Genomic DNA, 16,323 nt, shown 5'->3' on the forward strand with positions numbered 1-16,323 from the left:
GCTGGCCTGAAGATCCCCCGTGCTCTTGTAATCCGCCACGACCTTGGCGGCGTTGACCGACAGGTTGCCGCCCGCCTGCAGCCCCGTCATCACCACCGTCGTGTCATTGTGTCCCTTGTCCGACGTCGACTGCCACGCCGCAGAGCTTTTCGAACTGGTCTGCGACAGATAGCTGCTGTCCGTCGCCGACAGCAGCGACAGCGTGCCACCGGCGTTTAAGGCCAGATCTCCGCCCGCCGTCACCTGCGCCGCCTGCAGGGTCAGATCCGTCCCCGACGTCAGCGTCACACTGCCCCCGGCCGTCACCGACGCGCCGCGGTTGCTCACCGTCTGGCTTTCTGAACGGCTCTTCGAGCTGTTCATGAAGCCGCCGCTCTTGCTGCTGTTCGATTCCGCGTAATAGCTGTCCGTCACCGCCGAAAGGCTGAGCGAACCGCCCGCCGACACCGCCACGTCGCTGCCCGCCGACAGGACGCCGCCCGAGACCGCCACGTCCCGGCCCGCCGTCACCGTCAGCCCCTGCCCGGCGCTGATGCTCGACGTGTCATGGGTCACGTCGTGCTGTTCCGCATGCGAATGGCTGTCGCTGAAGACCTCGTCATGGGACAGCGTGTTGGTCGCCACCGTCACGTCGTTGCCCGCCGCCAGCGTCGCGCCGCCCTTGGCCGAAAGATCGGCGCCCGTCACCGTCACGTCGTTGCCGGCGCTGACCGTCAGATTGCCGCCCGCCGTCACCGCGCCCTGGCCGACCCGCACCGTCCGGTCGTCCCCGGCGGATCCGGTCATCGTCACCGTCCGCGTGGCGATGCTGACATCCTGGCCCGCCGTCAGGCTGACGTCGCCGCCCGCCTTCAAAAGCCCGCTGACGTCGGTGATCGTGTCCTTGGCCGACACCACGAGATTGGCGGCCGCCGTCACCGCGCCCCCCTGGTTCGTCACCGACGAGGCCGAAAGCGTCGCGTTGCCGCCCGAGGCGATGGTCGCCCCGGTCGCGTTGATCTTCGAGCTGTCCGCAAGGTAAAGCGTCGGCACCAGAACCGTCTGGCCGTCGACAACTTCATTGACGTACCAGACGATGTCGCTGGTCAGATTGGCGATCTGGTCGGTGCTCAGCGCCTGCCCCACCGTCAGATGATCGGCCGAGGATTCCGCCACCGCATTGTCCAGCAGCGCCTGCATCTGCTGGGAATCCGAGGTGTAGGAGGAGCTCAGATATTTCTGGCCGGTCTGATTGATCACCGCCTGCGACACCAGGCTGGTGTCCATGTAGGCGTCCCCGAGACGCTTCGGCAGGCTCGACGTTCCAACCCCCATGCGGGCGAAGAAATAGTCCGAGCCGTAGAACGTCCCCAGGTCGGTGTATTGGAACCGCGTCTCGTAAAGATAGGCGCTGGACGCCGGCGCCGCGGCGAACTTCGCCGAAAATCCGGCGATCCGCCGCGACAGCGCCGCGGTCAGCGCCGACATCGTCGTCGGAAAGGCCGCCTGCGGCAGCAGGGGCGATCCATCGGCCGCCGTGCCGGTGACCAGATCGATGGCGCCGCTGTGGCCCCGGGCCGAGGTGGTCGCCACCTGCCCGGTGCCGATCCCCACCACATTGCCGATGCTCACCCCGCTGGCCGAAGTCAGGGCCGGCGAGGCCGTGGCCGCCGATCCCGAACCCGACACCGCCGCATATTGCTGGATCGAGACATTGTCGATCTGGCCGGTGAAGGACCCGGTCAGGGCGCCGCCGGCGACGATCCGCCCGCCCTGCTGGCCGCTCACCCAGCTCCTCAGCAGGGCGGTGCCGCCGCCGTTACCGAAACCGGAGCAGTAACCGCCATAGCAGCGGGTCATGGTGCTGGTCGAGCTGCTGATGTACCAGCTATCGACCGTCTGGCCGCCGGCATTGCTCAAGGATCCGCCGGACAGATCCATGGTCCCGGCGCTGCTGATGGTGCTGTAAACGTTGGCGATGGTCCCGCCACTGACCGACAGGGTGCCGCCCGAGGAGATGCTGGCCGCCGTACCGCTGTAGCTGCTCCCGCTTTCGACGATCCAGGATCGGATGGAAATCCCATTGCTGCTGCCGTACCAGGCGCCCGCGTCGCTGCCGGTGGGATTGACCACCCAATACCAGTGCGACCAATACTGGCTGTCGCAGGTCCCCTTGCCATAGGTACAAGGACCGCGCGGAACCGACTGGTCCCCGGAATTTTCATAGATGGTGCTGTTCGTCGTCCGCAGCTCGCCGCTCGCCTGGTTGGTCACCTGGCCGGCGGACAGGACCATGTTGCCGCTGACGGTTTCCAGGCTGCCGCCCAGATTGGTGATGGACCCCGCCTGGCCGCCGCCGGCGCCGGTGATGCTCATGGCGCCGCCGGAGAGCAGGGCGCCGCCCCAATTGCCGAAGGCGCCCGCCACCTCGACGCGCATGGCGCCGTCGGCCAGCATCAGGGCATAGTTGTCGAGGTTGGACAGGCCGGTCAGGGTCAGCGCCCCGCCGGCGATCAGCGGCGCCCGGTTGTCGAGGGTGGAAAGGGCGCCGGTAACGGCGCCGGAAGCGACGATGCCGTGGGAACCGCCGTTGCTCAGGCTGGCCGCCTGCAAGGTCAGGTCGCCGCCGACATCCACATTGCCGCTGTTGGACAGGGCGCCGGAGACGATCATGGCAAGCCCGGCGCCGCCGCTGATGACGGCGCCGTTCTCCAGGCTGGCCGCCTGCAGGCGGGCGGTGGCGCCGCTGACCAGCCTGCCGGCATTGGCGAGATCGCCGGTCACCGCGACATCGAGGGCGGTGGCGGCGCTGATGAGGCCGTAATTGGCAAGGCCCGAGGCCCGCACTGTGGCGCCGCCGCCGCTGGTCAGCGAACCGTAGTTGAGGAAACCGCTGGTCAGGGTGAGGGACAGGCCGGTGCCGCCGCTCAGCGTTCCCTGATTGGTCAGATCGGCCAGGGAGAGAATGAGCTCGCCGACGGCCGAGATATTGCCGCTGTTGAGCGGATCGGCCGCCCGCAAGGTGAAATCGCCGCCGCTGACCAGGGTGCCGGCATTGGAAAGGCCGCCGCTCAAGGTGATTCCCAGGCCCGTGCCGCCGCTGACGATGCCGCCCTGGTTGTTGGTCAGACTGGCCAGGGTGGCGGTGAGCAGACCGCCGCTGGCGATGGTGCCGCCGTTGGTCAGATCGGCGGCGGCCAGGGTGACGGCGCCGGCGCCGATCAGCGAACCGCCGTTGCCGAAGGCGCCGGTGGTGCCGAGGTCAAGAAGACCACCGGCGCTGACGGCCCCCCGGTTGTCGAGGGACGCCAGGGTGGCGGACAAGGTCCCGCCGCTGGCCAGGATGGCGCCGGCCGCGTTGGAGGCGGCCCCCGCCCGCAGGATCATGGCGCCGCCGGCAACCATGGTCCCGCCATTGGAAAGGCTGCCGGCGGTCAGGTCCAGCGTGGTGCCGGCGCTGAGGATGCCGCCCGGGGTGTTGGACAGGCTGGCGAGACCGGCGCCGAGCCGGCCGTTGGTGGCGACGACGCCGCTGTTGACCATGTCGCCGGCCTGAAGGGTGGCATCGCCGGTGGCCTCCAGGGTACCGGAATTGACCAGCCGGCCGCCCAGCGTCAGGGCGAGCGACGGACCGGCGCCGATCCCGCCGTCGTTCTCCAGGCTGGCGGCGGCCAGGGTCAGGCTGTCGCGCCCGACCAGGCTGCCCGCCAACTGGTTGGTCACCGCACCGCCGGCGGTGACGGTCAGCGCGGCGGAGTCCACCGCCCCGCCATTGGTGACGGTTCCGCCCGACAGCCCGATCGCCCGGGTCGCGCTCACCGTGCCGCCCGCCGCGATCGACAGATCGCCGGTGGCGGTCAGGGTGGCGGTCTGGCCGGAGGCGCCGCCCGCCACGGTCAGGCTGTCGGCGCTCAAGACCAGGGAGGTGGCCGCCGCCGTCACGCCGCCCGCGTCGAGTTCGAGTCGCGGCCCGGACAGACCGACCGCCCCGGTGCCGGAAAGCTGGCCCGCCTGGCGCAGGGTGCCGCCGGCGCCGGAAAGTCCGGCCGCCAGGGTCATCGGCCCGGTCGCCGCCATACGGCCGGCGGCCCGGTTGGTCAGGTCGCCCGCCGTGCGCAGGCTGAAGGCGCCCCCCGCCGACAGACTGCCGGCGTTGTCCAGGCTGCCGGCGGTGGCGGCCAGATCGCCGCCGGCCACCACGCTCGCCCCGGCCGCGATGACGGCGGCACCGGCCGCCGACAGGCCGAGGGCGCCGCCGGCCACCATGGCGCCGGTCGAGGTCAGGGAACCGGCGGCGAGCGAGGCGGCGCCGACGGCGCTGATCCGCCCGGCGTTGGACAGAGTCCCGGCGACGGCGGCGGACAGGGCTCCACCCGCCGCCATTTCCCCCTGATTGTCGAGGGCGGCGGCGCGCAGCGCCGCATCCCCCAGCGAGGCGATGGAGGCGCCGGTGGCATTGCCGACGGTACCGGCGGCGTCGATGACGGTGGCGCGCCCCGATTGCATCCGGCCGCTGTTGCCGACCTGCCCGGCGGCGACGCTCAAGCTGCCGGTCCCGGAGGTCACGGTACCGTCGGCGGCCAGCCCGGCCACCAGCTGTCCGTCGTTGGACAGGCTGCCGGCGGCGATGGAAACATCCGCCGCCGCGCCCGCGGTGCCGGAATTGGCGACCTCGGCGCCGCTGACCGACAGGGTCGATCCGGCATAGACGACGTCGGTGAGGACCACCGCGGCGGAGGCCGAGGCGATGGACATGGCGCCGCCGGATTTCAGGCGCTGGGCGGAAATCCGCCCATCGGCGGTGATGACCAGCGAATCGGCGGCCTCGGCCTCGGCCTGGAGATTGACGCCGACGCCCCGGTCGGTGCCGACCAGGATGATGCGGTTGGCGTACATGCCGCCCAAGGCCGTCGAATCGATGGAAACGCCGGTTCCTTGCGTGCCGTCGCCGGAGAGCCGGCGCGCGGCATAGTCGAAATGCCCCGAACCGGTGAAGACGCCTAAGGACTGGGCCTTGATCGCCGCGTTGAGACTGGCCGTGCGGCTGACGATGTCGAAGCTGTCCAATCCGGTGACGTCGAGCACCGCCCCGTCGATGAGGACGGCGCCCTGGCGCAGGTCGAGGCCGGACAAGGCGCCGGCGGCGTCGAAGGTGGGCGTGCCGGTGCTCAGGGTGACGCGGGGCGTGTTGACGAAGCCGCATCCCTGGCAGGTGATGCCGTTGGCATTGGCCAGAACGAACGCGGCCTGGGCGCCGAACACCTCGGTGACGCCCTGCAGCAGCGAGGCGTTGGCGCCGGTGACCTCGGCCAGGATCAGCGAGGCGGTTCCGGCCGTCAGATTGGGATTGCCCAGCACCACGCCGCCCAGTTTGGACACCCCGGCGGCCTGGCTGTTGTTGAGGATCAGCCCGGAAGTCCCGACATTGAAGTCGGTGAATTTGTTGTGCGACAGCCCGCTCCCGTTGGGCGCCACGATATTGACCATCGGCACGCCGTTGGCGGCGCTGTCCAGGCTCGGACGGTTGGCGGCGGGGGCGGCGGCGTCGGGGGTGACGCCGCCGGCATAGGCGATCAGCGGGTCGAGCAGCAGATGGGCCGACAGCAGCAGGGCGAGGCCGCGCTTGGCAAGGTCTTTCATCACAGCACCAGAACGAGGGAGAAGGTCAGTTGGTGGGGCGGCGTTTCGATCGACGCCGGATGGGCGAGCGGCCAGGCGCAGGTCAATTCGCCCTCCAGCCAGGGGCCGCCCAGGCGCACCCCGACGGCCGCCCCCGACAACCGCCCGCCGACGCTGTTGTCGGGGTGGAAATGGCTGACCACGCCGACGTCGTAGGCGGCGAAGGGCCGGATGACGCCCAGGGTTTCGTCGATGGCGGCGAAACCGCTCGGCAGTTCGGCCGACAGTTCGGTGTGCAGGTTGCCGCCGCGGTTGCCCTGGAGAATCTGATCCTTGTAGCCGCGCACCGTGCTTTCGCCGCCCAAGGCGACCTGTTCGGTGCTGTAAAGGGCGTCGGTGGTCCATTGCCCGTGCGCGCCACTGGACAGGGTCAGCCGGGGCAGCCCCGCCACCTCGATGGGATGGGCGTAGGAAAGGTCTCCCCGCCAGACGGTGAACTGAGCCTTGGGCGAGCCGGCCCACCCGCCATCCTCGCGGGCGCCCAGGGCGTGCAGGCCGCCGGCATATTGGAGGTTGGAATGCAGGACGCCGTCCAGCAGGCGCCGGACGTCGTCAAGCCCGCCGCCGGCGATGACGAGCTTGGGGCTCGATCCGGCGACGACGACGCCGGCGACGTCATTGACCACGCTTTTGTAGCTCAGGGTAAAGCTGGCGAAGGTCTTGCCCACGTCGTCGCGCCAGAGCATGCGGTCGAGCCCCAGGTTGACCGCCCGCTGGGTGCCGGCGCTCTGGATAATCTGGTTGAGGCCGTAGATCATGCTGCGGTACTGCATGAAATCGACGGCCCCGTTGAACCGCCAATAGCCCCGGGGGACGGAACCGTTGATCGCCCAGCTCCGGCTGGAGCGCTGGCTGGAATTGCCGAGCAGGTCCTGGCTGTGAAAGATGGCGAAGGAGTCGTTCACGCCGAGCAGATCCTCGATCTCGGCGGAGGCCTTGGTCTGCAACTCGCCGGTGGTCCGCTGCCCGGAATTGTCGACACCCCCGGTGACGCGCCAGGTCTTCGACGGCTTGTCGGTGATGGCGACGCGGCTGTCGCCCGGACGGTCGCCGGGGATCAGTTCGATCCTGGCGTCGTTGGAGCGCAGGCGGTTCAACTGGTCGATGCCCTGTTCGAGGTCGCGCAGGTTGAGCACCTCGCCCGGCGCGGCGGGAAAGGCGGCCAACACCTCGGAGAGGTCGGAGGCCGGCTCGCCGTTCCAGTCGAACCCTTGCAGGCGGCCCTCCACCACCCGGATGGTGAGGATGCCGTCGGCGACGTTCTGTTGCGGCAGGGTGGCGCGCGTCGTCACGTAACCGCGGGCCGCATAGAGATCGGTCACCGCGCGCAGGATCTCGTTGACCTCGGCGAAGGAAACGCAGCGTCCCGGATAGCCGGCGCTCAAATCTTGGCGATCGTCCTCGGAGAGCAGGGTGGCGCCCTCGAAGACGATCCGGCGCAGGGTGAAGCAAACCGCCGAGGGCGACAGCTCCGACGGCCCGGCGGGCGGAACGGGAAGCGGCTCCGGCGGGGGTTCGGACAGCCGGCGGTCGCGCCCGCGCTGATCGAAGCGCTGCTGCTGCAACTGCTGGATTTGATCCTGTTGACGCTCGATGGCCCGCTGATCGCCGGCCGCCTGAGCGAACGCGCCCCGCGACGATGCACTCGCCATAGCAACAACTATGACGAATAGCATACATAAAAATGCATACCGAAAAATTTACTTATGCCCCTTAGTATAGATGCACACCTGCATCTGCCCACGGGCATTTTCATAAAGCTACGTTTGCGATATACAAAATATTATTATTTATGTGATATTTTATTTAAATTTTGTATTTGCATTTACTATTCATTAATGAAATTAAAGATGCTTTCATTTCACGATTAAATAACGTTTTGGTTGATCCCCCTGCCATGCCGGCCACAGGGGCCAAACCGGAACGCCGGGGAGGCTGACGGGGCGAGACCCGACCGCCGTCCGTAAGCTCTCGCCAGGAATCGTTGACGGCGCCGGCGGGCAGGCTTAGCATCGCCGCCCATGACGACGAACCAGACCCAGTCCGTGTGGTATTACCCGCTGCTTTCCTAAGCGGCGGGATGGTTTCGTCATCTTTCAACCGCTGCCCGGCCAGCGGTTGACCTTCGGTTGGACACCGTTGGCCTCTCAAGTCTTCGATAGAGGTTAACTCCCGTGTCCGACGATCATTCCCTGACAGTCCCCCGGCCGCTTGTCGGCATCATCGGCTTCGGCGCCTTCGGGCGCCTGATGGCCCGGCATCTGCGTCCGCATTTCCGCCTGCGCGCCTACGATCCGGCGCCCCCGGTCGAGGCCGACGCCGATCTGGCCGATGTCGCGCTCGCCCCCCTTCAGGATGTCGCCGCCTGTCCGGTCGTCATCCTGGCGATGCCGCTTTCCCGTCTCGAGGAAACGGTCCGCGCCATCGGGCCGCATCTCAGCGAGGGCGCCCTGGTGCTCGACGTCGGTTCGGTCAAGATGAAAGCCGCCGAAATCATGGCGGCGGGGCTGCCGGACCACGCTGAGATCATCGCGACGCATCCGCTGTTCGGTCCTGCCAGCGCGGCGGGCGGCATCAGGGGATTGAAGATCGCCCTCTGCCCGGTTCGCGGCCGGCGTTCCGCCCGCGTCGCGGCCTTCCTGCGGAAAGGCCTGGGCTTGCGCGTCGTCATGACGACGCCGGAAGCCCATGACGCGGAAACCGCCATGGCGCAAGGACTGACCCATCTGATCGCCAAGGTGCTGGTCCAGATGGAACCCCTGCCGACGCGCATGACGACGAAAAGCTTCGATCTGTTGAAGCAGGCCATCGACATGGTGCGCAACGACGCGCCGGAAGTGTTCCAGGCGATCGAATGCCTCAACCCCTATTCCCCCCGGATCCGCAAGCGTTTCCTGGACATCGCCGCCACGCTGGACCAGGATCTGGGGCCATCATGACCTTCCACGCCGATCTGCACGTCCATTCCAAATATTCCCGAGCCACCAGCCGCGACCTCGATCTGGAGCGCCTGGCCTGGTGGGCCGCGGTCAAGGGCATCGAGGTGGTCGGCACCGGCGATTGCGTCCATCCGGGCTGGGTGGCCGAAATCAAGGAAAAGCTGGAACCCGCCGGTGGCGGGCTGTACCGCCTGAGGCAGGAAATCCGGGACGAGATCGGCAAGACGCTGCCGGCCGCCTGCCGGAACGATGTGCGATTCCTGCTCACAACCGAGATTTCGACGATCTACAAGAAGGGCGACAAAACCCGGAAGGTCCACCATCTGGTCTGCCTGCCCGATCTCGATGCCGTCGACCGGCTGGCCGGGAAGCTCGCCCGCATCGGCAACATCGCCTCCGACGGCCGGCCGATCCTCGGCCTCGATTCGCGCAATCTTCTGGAAGTCGTGTTGGAATCGGGATCGACGGCCTGCCTGATCCCGGCCCATATCTGGACGCCCTGGTTCGCCGCCCTCGGCTCGCAATCGGGCTTCGATTCCATCGCCGACTGCTACGGCGATCTCGCCGGCCATATCTTCGCGGTGGAAACCGGCCTGTCCTCGGACCCCGAGATGAATTGGCGGGTCTCGTCCCTTGACCGTTACCGGCTGGTCTCCAATTCCGACGCCCATTCGCCGGCCAAACTCGGCCGCGAGGCGACCCGATTCGCCTGCGCCCCCGACTATTTCCAGATGATGCATGCGCTGAAAACCGGGGACGGCTACGTCGGCACGGTGGAATTCTTCCCCGAGGAGGGGAAATATCATCTGGATGGCCACCGGGCCTGCGACGTCAGACTGGATCCGAAGGAGACGCTGGCCCTGGGCGGACGCTGCCCGGTCTGCGGCCATCCGGTCACGGTCGGCGTGGCGCATCGGGTGGAAATGCTGGCCGACCGCGACAGCGGCACGGCACCGCCGCCCTCGGCGGGAACGGTGGCGAGCCTGGTCCCGCTGCCGGAAATCCTCTCCGAACTTCTGGGAAGCGGTGTCGCCTCGCAGACGGTGGGCCAGGCCTTTGATCGGATCGTCGGCATCCTGGGCCCCGAATTGTCGATCCTGGGCGCGGTGCCGATCGAGGATATCGCCGGCACCACGCCCCTGCTCGGCGAGGCGGTCGCGCGTCTGCGCGCCGGCTCGGTGATCCGGCAGGCCGGCTATGACGGGGAATATGGCGTGATCCGCCTGTTCGCCGAAGGCGAGTTGGACCGCCGCAGCAAGGGCGACATGCTGTTCGAGGCGCCGGTCATCCGGCGGCGCGCGGCCGGCGCCACGGCGAAAGCGCCCGCCGTTCCATCCGTCCCCACCGGCGCGGCGGAACGGGCGCCGCCCCCGTCCGGACGCACCGGCGTCCTCGCCGCCCTCGACGCCGATCAGGCCCGGGCGGCGGAGGTTGTCGACGGACCGGTGGCGGTAATCGCCGGCCCCGGTTCGGGCAAGACGCGCATGCTCACCCATCGCATCGCCCATCTGATCCGTGACTGCGGCGTGCCGGCCGGCAACTGCCTGGCCATCACCTTCACGCGCCGCGCCACCGAGGAATTGCGCAGCCGGCTGGCTGTCCTGCTGCCCGGCCGGACGCGCAAATGCGCCGTGGAGAGTTTCCACTCCCTCGGCCTCGGCATCCTCAAGGCCCATGGCGCCCTGCTCGGTCTGCCGGCCGATTTCCGGGTGGCCGACGAAGCCGAGCGGAGGTCGGCCCTGGCCGCCGCGCTGTCCATCGGCGAAAAGGCGGCGGGCCGGCTCATCAAAAAGGTCTCCGCGCTGAAGCGCTCCGCCGCCCCGGCGGAAGGCGAAGACGGCGAGGCATTGGAAACATTGGCCCGTCTGGGACGGGAGGCGGGCTGGGTCGATTTCGACGATCTGGTCGGACTGTCCGTCGAACTGCTGGAACGGAACCCCGAGATCGCCCGGCGGTGGCGCGGCCGCTTCACCCATATCCTGGCCGATGAATTCCAGGACATCGACGCCTGGCAATACCGCATTCTGAAAGTCCTGGCCGGGGAAAACGGCAATCTGTGCGTGATCGGGGATCCCGATCAGGCGATCTACGGCTTCCGGGGCGCCGATGCCACCTGCTTCGAACGATTCGCCCAGGACTTTCCCTCCGCGAAAACGATCAGGCTCGGCCGAAATTACCGGTCGAGCGGCGCCATCGTCGCCGCCGCCTCGGCGATCGTCGGGCGAGCGGCCGAAGAAACCGCCGTCAGACCGACCGGCGATTCCATCGTGCTGCACACGGCCTCGTCCGAAGGGGCGGAAGCCGTCTTCGTCGGCGGCACCATCGAGACCCTGATGGGCGGCCACGACATGCTCGCCGCCAATCGCAAAACCGGCGGGAAGAAGGCCTCCGGACCTCTCGGCTTCGCCGACGTCGCCGTCCTTTACCGAACCGACGCCCAGGCGGCGGCGTTGCGGGCTGTTTTCGACCGGGCCGGCATTCCTTTCAGGAAAAGCACGCCGGCGCCCATCGCCGGCCATGAGGGTGTCGTCGCCATCCTCGACGCCCTGGCCGGGCAGAGCGGGCAGGACCGGGCGCCCGACCTTCAGGCCCGTCTGGAAGCGGCGGCCGACGCGGCGGCACGGCGGGAGGAGACCGGCGCGGCGACGCTGGCCGAGGCGAAAGGCTGGCTCAAGACGCTCGCCGCCGCCTATGGCGATGAGAAGGCGTTGCGGGAGCAGGTGGCGCTGTCCACCGAGGCGGATTTCCACGACGCCCGCGCCGACCGGGTGTCCCTGCTGACCATGCACGCCGCCAAGGGCTTGGAATTTCCCGTGGTCTTCGTCGTCGGCCTGGAGGACGGACTGGTGCCGTTCTCCTTCCCCGGTTCACCGGAAGACGCCGGATCGCTGGCCGAGGAGCGGCGGCTGTTCTATGTCGCCGTCACCCGCGCCCGGGACCGGCTGTTTCTCACCCGCGCCACCGAGCGGTTCTGGTACGGCAAGACTTGCGCATTGCCGCCCTCGCCTTTCCTGCAAGACATTCCGCCCCACCTGACCAGGCACGAAACCGCCGCGGCCCCCGCTCCGCGAGCAAAGCAATACAACCTGTTCTGAAAACGGCGAGACTGTCCGGCCCCGAAAAAAGCTCAAACCGGCGGAAGCGGCGCCCTGTGAGCCCCGGCTCCTTTCTTCGGTGGCCCCGGCGTCCCTGCGGGCGGGCCACTATTTTATTCGGTTGTGCAATGCCGCCGATCTTCCAGTTCCGGAAGCGCGGGCCCCACGGGAACGATGCCGGTGGGATTGAGGGCCCGGATCGAATAATAGCCCCGCTTGATGTGATCGAGGCTGACCGTGGCACGCACGCCCGGCACCGCCAGGATCCGCAGCATATAGGCGTGAAGATGCGGATAATCGGCGAGACGCCGGAGATTGCATTTGAACAGGCCGTGATAGGCGGCGTCGAAGCGCACCAGGGTCACGAACAGGCGGATATCGGCTTCCGTCAGCCGCCCGCCGAAAAGATAGGGGCCGTCGCCGGATTGCAGGCGCGTCTCCAATGCGTCGAGCATGGAGAAGACGTCACCTACGGCCTCTTCATAGGCGCCTTGCGTGGTGGCGAAGCCGGCACGATAGACGCCGTTGTTGAGGCGGGGATAGATCTCGCCGTTGAGGCTGTCGATCGCGCCTTGCAGGTCGGCCGGATAAAAGTCGAAGGCGGGAGTGGCCAGGGCGCCGAAACCGGAGTTGAACATCCTGAGGATGTCCGCCGATTCATTATTGACGATGGTCTTGCGTTGTTTGTCCCAGAGGACGGGGACCGTAGCGCGGCCGGTGTAATGGGGATCGGCCCGGCTATAGAGTTCGTGCAGATAGGCCGCGCCGTTCACCCCATCCCTGTCCGCGCCGGGATAATCGCCGAAACGCCAGCCCTCATCGGTCAGAACCGGCTCGACGATGGAGACCGGAACCGCCTTTTCCAGGCCCTTCAACGCTCGCGCCATCAGTGTGCGCGACGCCCAGGGGCAGATCAGCGCCACATAAAGGTGATAGCGACCCGCCTCGGCCGGAAACCCGGCCTCGCCGGTTGGTCCGGCGGCCCCGTCCGGCGTGACCCAATGACGGAAGGAGGAAACCTGGCGCACGAAACCGCCTTTTTCGTCGGTCGCCTGCACCGGCTGCCAATCGGCCGTCCATTTTCCATCGACGAGCATGATGCCGCTCCTTGCTTCCGCCGGCTCAGAGGACGGCGAGGGAAATCCCGATTCCCCAGGGATCCGTCATCGTAAGGCGTGTGGCGGCACGGTCTCCTGCCGCCGCCATCCTGCCCCCATCCACGCCGATCTCGATATCGGCGAGGCCGATCACCGGGCCGTCACGCCTCTCCGCGCCGCGGCTGTTCCAGATATTCGCCGCGATATGGTGATGATAGCCGTCGGCGGCGAAAAAGGTCGCGCCCGGATAATGGCAGGTGACCTGGAGACCGAGCGCCCCGGCATAAAAATCCTCGGCCGGGCCGATGGCGCCGACCTGCAGGTGAATGTGACCGATGCGCGACCCATCGGGGAATCCCCGCCAGCGGCCGCCGGGGGCGGCGGCCAGCAGGTCGTCGACGTCGAGGGGGTCGGTGACCATCTCCACCATGCCGTCTTTCCGTTTCCAGCGGGATTTCGGCCGGTCGGCGGTGATCTCAACGCCGTTTCCTTCCGGATCGGCGAGATAGAACGCCTCGCTGACGCCGTGATCGGCGGCCCCGATGATGGGCGAGCGGACGGCCGCCGCATGGCTCGCCCAGCCGACAAGATCGGCGCGCGACGGCAACAGAAAGGCGGTATGGAACAATCCCGCTTCCCGCATGCCGCGCCGGCGGGCCGCCGCATCGCGGCGAAGTTCGAGAAGCACCGCGCCACCGTCCGCACCGAACAGAGCCGTCTCGCCGTCGTCTTGCAGACGATGCAGGCCGACGGCGCGCTGATAGAAATCGCCGACCCGGGCGAGGTCGTGCACGACGAGCGAGACCTTGCGCGGAACGAAGGACGGGGCCGGCACGTGGTCTCCCACGCGCTCGGCGGCATTGGCTGCAAGCAGGGCGGTCATGGCCGGTCCCCTTTCCTTATCGACCGCTGGGAGCGGAAAACGGCGACGGCTTCAGGGCATAGGCTCCGTCTCCGGCCAGCGCCAGGACGATCAGTCCGATGATCCAGAAGGCGGGGAACTCCCAGCCGCCGTTGGCATTGGTGAAAAAGAAGCCGGCCGATCCATGCACCGTGACGATGGCCCCCAGCAGAATGGGGATCAGCGCAACCGCGACGAGACGCGGCCAGACGCCCAGGACGAGGGCCACGGCGCCCAGCAATTCCCAGGCGATCGTGACATAGGCGAGCCAGCCGGGCAGGCCGAGCGAGCCGAAGAAGGCAGCCGTTCCGGCGGGCGTGAAGACGAAGATCTTGAGGCCGACATGGGCGAGGAACAAGACGCCCAGGGCGAGACGCAGGACGAGGGCGGCGAACGGGGCGGTACGGGAATCGATCATGACTTTAATCTCCGAACAATGGATCGGTGTCGGCAAGAAGAATGCATCCGTTCCCCATTCTTAACTATCTGGCAAAAATGGCTTATACTTCTTCCAAAATGGAAGGAATGGCATGGACCGTCTCGATTGCGACCGCATGTTTGTCGCCGTGCTCGACGCCGGCAGTTTCGCCGGCGCGGCGAAACGGTTGGGGACCAGCAGCGGACAGGCCTCCAAGCTGGTCTCGAAGTTGGAGGCGGATCTCGGCGTGCAGCTTTTGAAGCGCACGACGCGCGCCCTGTCGGCGACCGAGGTCGGACAGGCCTATTTCGAGCGGATCAGGGGACTGCTCGAAGAATTCGATGCGCTCGAAGCCTCGGTACGCAACGCCTCCGGCCAGCCCGCCGGCCACTTGCGGCTGACCGCGCCGCTGTCCTTCGGTACCAGCCAGTTGGCGCCGCTGTTGATCGACTTCGCCCGATCCTTCCCCGATATCCAACTCGACGTCAATTTTTCGGACCGGGTGGTCAATCTGATCGATGAAGGATTCGATGCCGCCGTCCGCGTCGGCAGGCCCGGCGACAGCAGCCTGATCGCCCGCAAATTGTGTGATATCCGCATCATTCTCTGTGCCGCGCCCTCCTATCTGAAGGTGCATGGCGAACCAGCCGCGCCGCAGGAACTCAGCGGTCACGACTGCGTCATCGATACGAATTTCGCCGATCCGACGAACTGGTCCTTCCAGGAAAAGGGGGGCGGAGAGGCGAAAACCATCGCCGTGCCGGTCAGGTCACGGCTGCGTTTTTCCAACGCCGAGGCTTGCCTCGCCGCCGCCGAGGCGGGCCTCGGCATCGCCCGCGTGCCGAGCTTCATCGCCGGTCCGCGACTGAAGACCGGCGCCTTGCGCCCGATGCTGCAAGATTGGGAAGACGCGGCGCATGGCCTCTACGCGCTTTATCCGCCGGGACGGCATCTGGCGATCAAGGTCCGCGCCCTGGTCGATTTTCTGGCCGGCGCCTACAGGGGCAAGCCGGCATGGGATTGCGGATGGTGACGGATCTGGGGGCGCCGCCCGAGGCCCCCGTCTCCACGCCGATGTGGGAAGATTTCATCGACCGGTTGATCGACAATAGAGAGCGGCGCAGTCCTCGGCGAGGACAGCCCCGGTGAGCGCGATGTCGTCGCGGTAGGCATCTTGTATGTAATCGCGCGTGTTGAGGTGTCGCGCCTCGAAATACATGGGATGGACCTCCGCGCGGCTCGCCCCATAAACGATCCGCCGAACATTCGCCCACAGCGCGGCCATGGTGCACATGCCGCAAGGCTGTAACGTCGAGTAGAGCGTCATGCCGCCGAGATCGCCCCCTGGGGCGACGAGGCTCGCCGCGCGGATGACGACGATTTCGGCATGGGCGGTCGGATCGCTGTCGCTGGCGACCCGGTTGTGACCGGCGGCCACCACCTTGCCGTCACAGACGACAACGCAGCCAATCGGCGCATTTCCGGTGCGGCTTCCGATCTGTGCCTGCTCGATTGCCAGGCGCATGAAGCGCCTGTCCGATCTCTCCGTAATTTCGCCGGGAGTCACTGTGGCAGCCATATCGACCTCATTCATACCGGCAGGGAAACGGAAGCTCCCCGGTTGCTGGTCGGCGGGGGATGCTCTCCTCCCGCACTCCGATCCAACTCGCCGCCGGCCGCCGTTTGGACGAAGGGCCTATTTCAGCGTCGCCTGCAACGTGATCTCCGCCACGCCGGCAAGGGCCTTCGACAACGGACAATTGGCCTTGGCGGCCGCCGCGATCTCCTGGAATTTCGCCTCGTCAATGCCGGGCACGGTGGCTTGCAAGGTCAATGAGATTCGATCGATGACGAAGCCATCCCCCTGCTTGGACAAGCGTACGCCGGCCTTGGTGTCGATCTCCGCCGTGGCCAGTCCGGCCTTATCGCATGCGAAGGAAAAGGCCATGGTGAAACATGCGGCGTGGGCGGCGCCCAGGATTTCCTCGGGATTGGTGCCGTTTCGGTCATCCTCGAAACGGCTGCCAAAACCATAAGGGTAGTTCGTCAAAGCACCAGTCTCGGTGCTGATTTTGCCCAGGCCTTTCTTGCCTTGGCCCTCCCAATGCACGGTGGCGGACTTTTCGGTCATGATGCGGCTCCTGTCTCGATGAAGGGGGCTCCGGAAGAGGGAATGGCGTCAGCCAAAACTCTGCGACCACGAAGATCATGCGTT

General features: G+C 67.2%; 10 protein-coding genes. 3 read left to right on the forward strand and 7 right to left on the reverse strand.

The features are described 5' to 3' along the window. Positions 1 to 5,619: two-partner secretion domain-containing protein (locus tag CWS72_RS19800; protein WP_146002818.1), on the reverse strand; the 5,619-nt coding region annotated here is incomplete at its 3' end. Beyond that, positions 5,619 to 7,310, reverse strand: coding sequence for a ShlB/FhaC/HecB family hemolysin secretion/activation protein (locus CWS72_RS19805; protein WP_158240734.1), 1,692 nt, complete (start codon positions 7,308 to 7,310; stop codon positions 5,619 to 5,621). The genes CWS72_RS19800 and CWS72_RS19805, both read right to left, overlap by 1 nt. A 522-nt stretch (positions 7,311 to 7,832) precedes the next feature. On the opposite strand from CWS72_RS19805, the gene CWS72_RS19810 reads away from it, so the two are divergent. After that, entirely contained in the window at positions 7,833 to 8,597 is a 765-nt protein-coding gene (locus tag CWS72_RS19810; RefSeq protein WP_101252378.1) for a prephenate dehydrogenase/arogenate dehydrogenase family protein, read from the forward strand. Next, entirely contained in the window at positions 8,594 to 11,692 is a 3,099-nt protein-coding gene (locus CWS72_RS19815; RefSeq protein ID WP_101252379.1) for a UvrD-helicase domain-containing protein, read from the forward strand. Before CWS72_RS19810 ends, CWS72_RS19815 begins: the two co-directional genes overlap by 4 nt. 113 nt (positions 11,693 to 11,805) lie before the next feature. On the opposite strand, the gene CWS72_RS19820 is transcribed toward CWS72_RS19815, so the two are convergent. The 3 genes from CWS72_RS19820 to CWS72_RS19830 are packed head-to-tail and all read right to left on the reverse strand — an operon-like array spanning position 11,806 to position 14,108. Then, on the reverse strand, positions 11,806 to 12,789 hold the full coding sequence (locus tag CWS72_RS19820) for a glutathione S-transferase family protein (protein ID WP_101252380.1): 984 nt from the start codon (positions 12,787 to 12,789) through the stop codon (positions 11,806 to 11,808). Between the two features lie 25 nt (positions 12,790 to 12,814). Then, positions 12,815 to 13,672 (reverse strand): VOC family protein, encoded by an 858-nt coding sequence (locus tag CWS72_RS19825; protein WP_101252381.1) that lies wholly within the window; start codon positions 13,670 to 13,672, stop codon positions 12,815 to 12,817. A 16-nt stretch (positions 13,673 to 13,688) separates the two neighbouring features. Beyond that, positions 13,689 to 14,108, reverse strand: a complete 420-nt coding sequence (locus CWS72_RS19830; RefSeq protein WP_101252382.1) for a DoxX family protein — start codon at positions 14,106 to 14,108, stop codon at positions 13,689 to 13,691. 112 nt (positions 14,109 to 14,220) lie between these two features. Between CWS72_RS19830 and CWS72_RS19835 the strand changes: the two genes are divergently transcribed. Next, complete coding sequence (locus CWS72_RS19835; protein WP_101252383.1) at positions 14,221 to 15,141, forward strand: LysR family transcriptional regulator; 921 nt, start codon at positions 14,221 to 14,223, stop codon at positions 15,139 to 15,141. A 54-nt stretch (positions 15,142 to 15,195) separates the two neighbouring features. Here CWS72_RS19835 and CWS72_RS19840 read toward each other — a convergent pair whose 3' ends face one another. Then, positions 15,196 to 15,687: a nucleoside deaminase gene (locus CWS72_RS19840; protein WP_199175818.1), complete on the reverse strand. Its 492-nt coding sequence runs from the start codon at positions 15,685 to 15,687 to the stop codon at positions 15,196 to 15,198. Between the two features lie 117 nt (positions 15,688 to 15,804). After that, complete coding sequence (locus CWS72_RS19845; protein ID WP_101252384.1) at positions 15,805 to 16,239, reverse strand: OsmC family protein; 435 nt, start codon at positions 16,237 to 16,239, stop codon at positions 15,805 to 15,807. Between the last annotated feature and the right edge of the window lie 84 nt (positions 16,240 to 16,323).

It is taken from the genome of Telmatospirillum siberiense, from assembly GCF_002845745.1.
Lineage (GTDB): Bacteria > Pseudomonadota > Alphaproteobacteria > Rhodospirillales > Magnetospirillaceae > Telmatospirillum > Telmatospirillum siberiense.

Coding starts and splice junctions, on each gene's coding strand:
- CWS72_RS19825 (WP_101252381.1), bottom strand. CDS start 13,672: ATGACCGCCCTGCTTGCAGCCAATGCCGCCGAGCGCGTGGGAGACCAC.
- CWS72_RS19805 (WP_158240734.1), bottom strand. CDS start 7,310: ATGGCGAGTGCATCGTCGCGGGGCGCGTTCGCTCAGGCGGCCGGCGAT.
- CWS72_RS19840 (WP_199175818.1), bottom strand. CDS start 15,687: ATGGCTGCCACAGTGACTCCCGGCGAAATTACGGAGAGATCGGACAGG.
- CWS72_RS19815 (WP_101252379.1), top strand. CDS start 8,594: ATGACCTTCCACGCCGATCTGCACGTCCATTCCAAATATTCCCGAGCC.
- CWS72_RS19845 (WP_101252384.1), bottom strand. CDS start 16,239: ATGACCGAAAAGTCCGCCACCGTGCATTGGGAGGGCCAAGGCAAGAAA.
- CWS72_RS19835 (WP_101252383.1), top strand. CDS start 14,221: ATGGACCGTCTCGATTGCGACCGCATGTTTGTCGCCGTGCTCGACGCC.
- CWS72_RS19820 (WP_101252380.1), bottom strand. CDS start 12,789: ATGCTCGTCGATGGAAAATGGACGGCCGATTGGCAGCCGGTGCAGGCG.
- CWS72_RS19830 (WP_101252382.1), bottom strand. CDS start 14,108: ATGATCGATTCCCGTACCGCCCCGTTCGCCGCCCTCGTCCTGCGTCTC.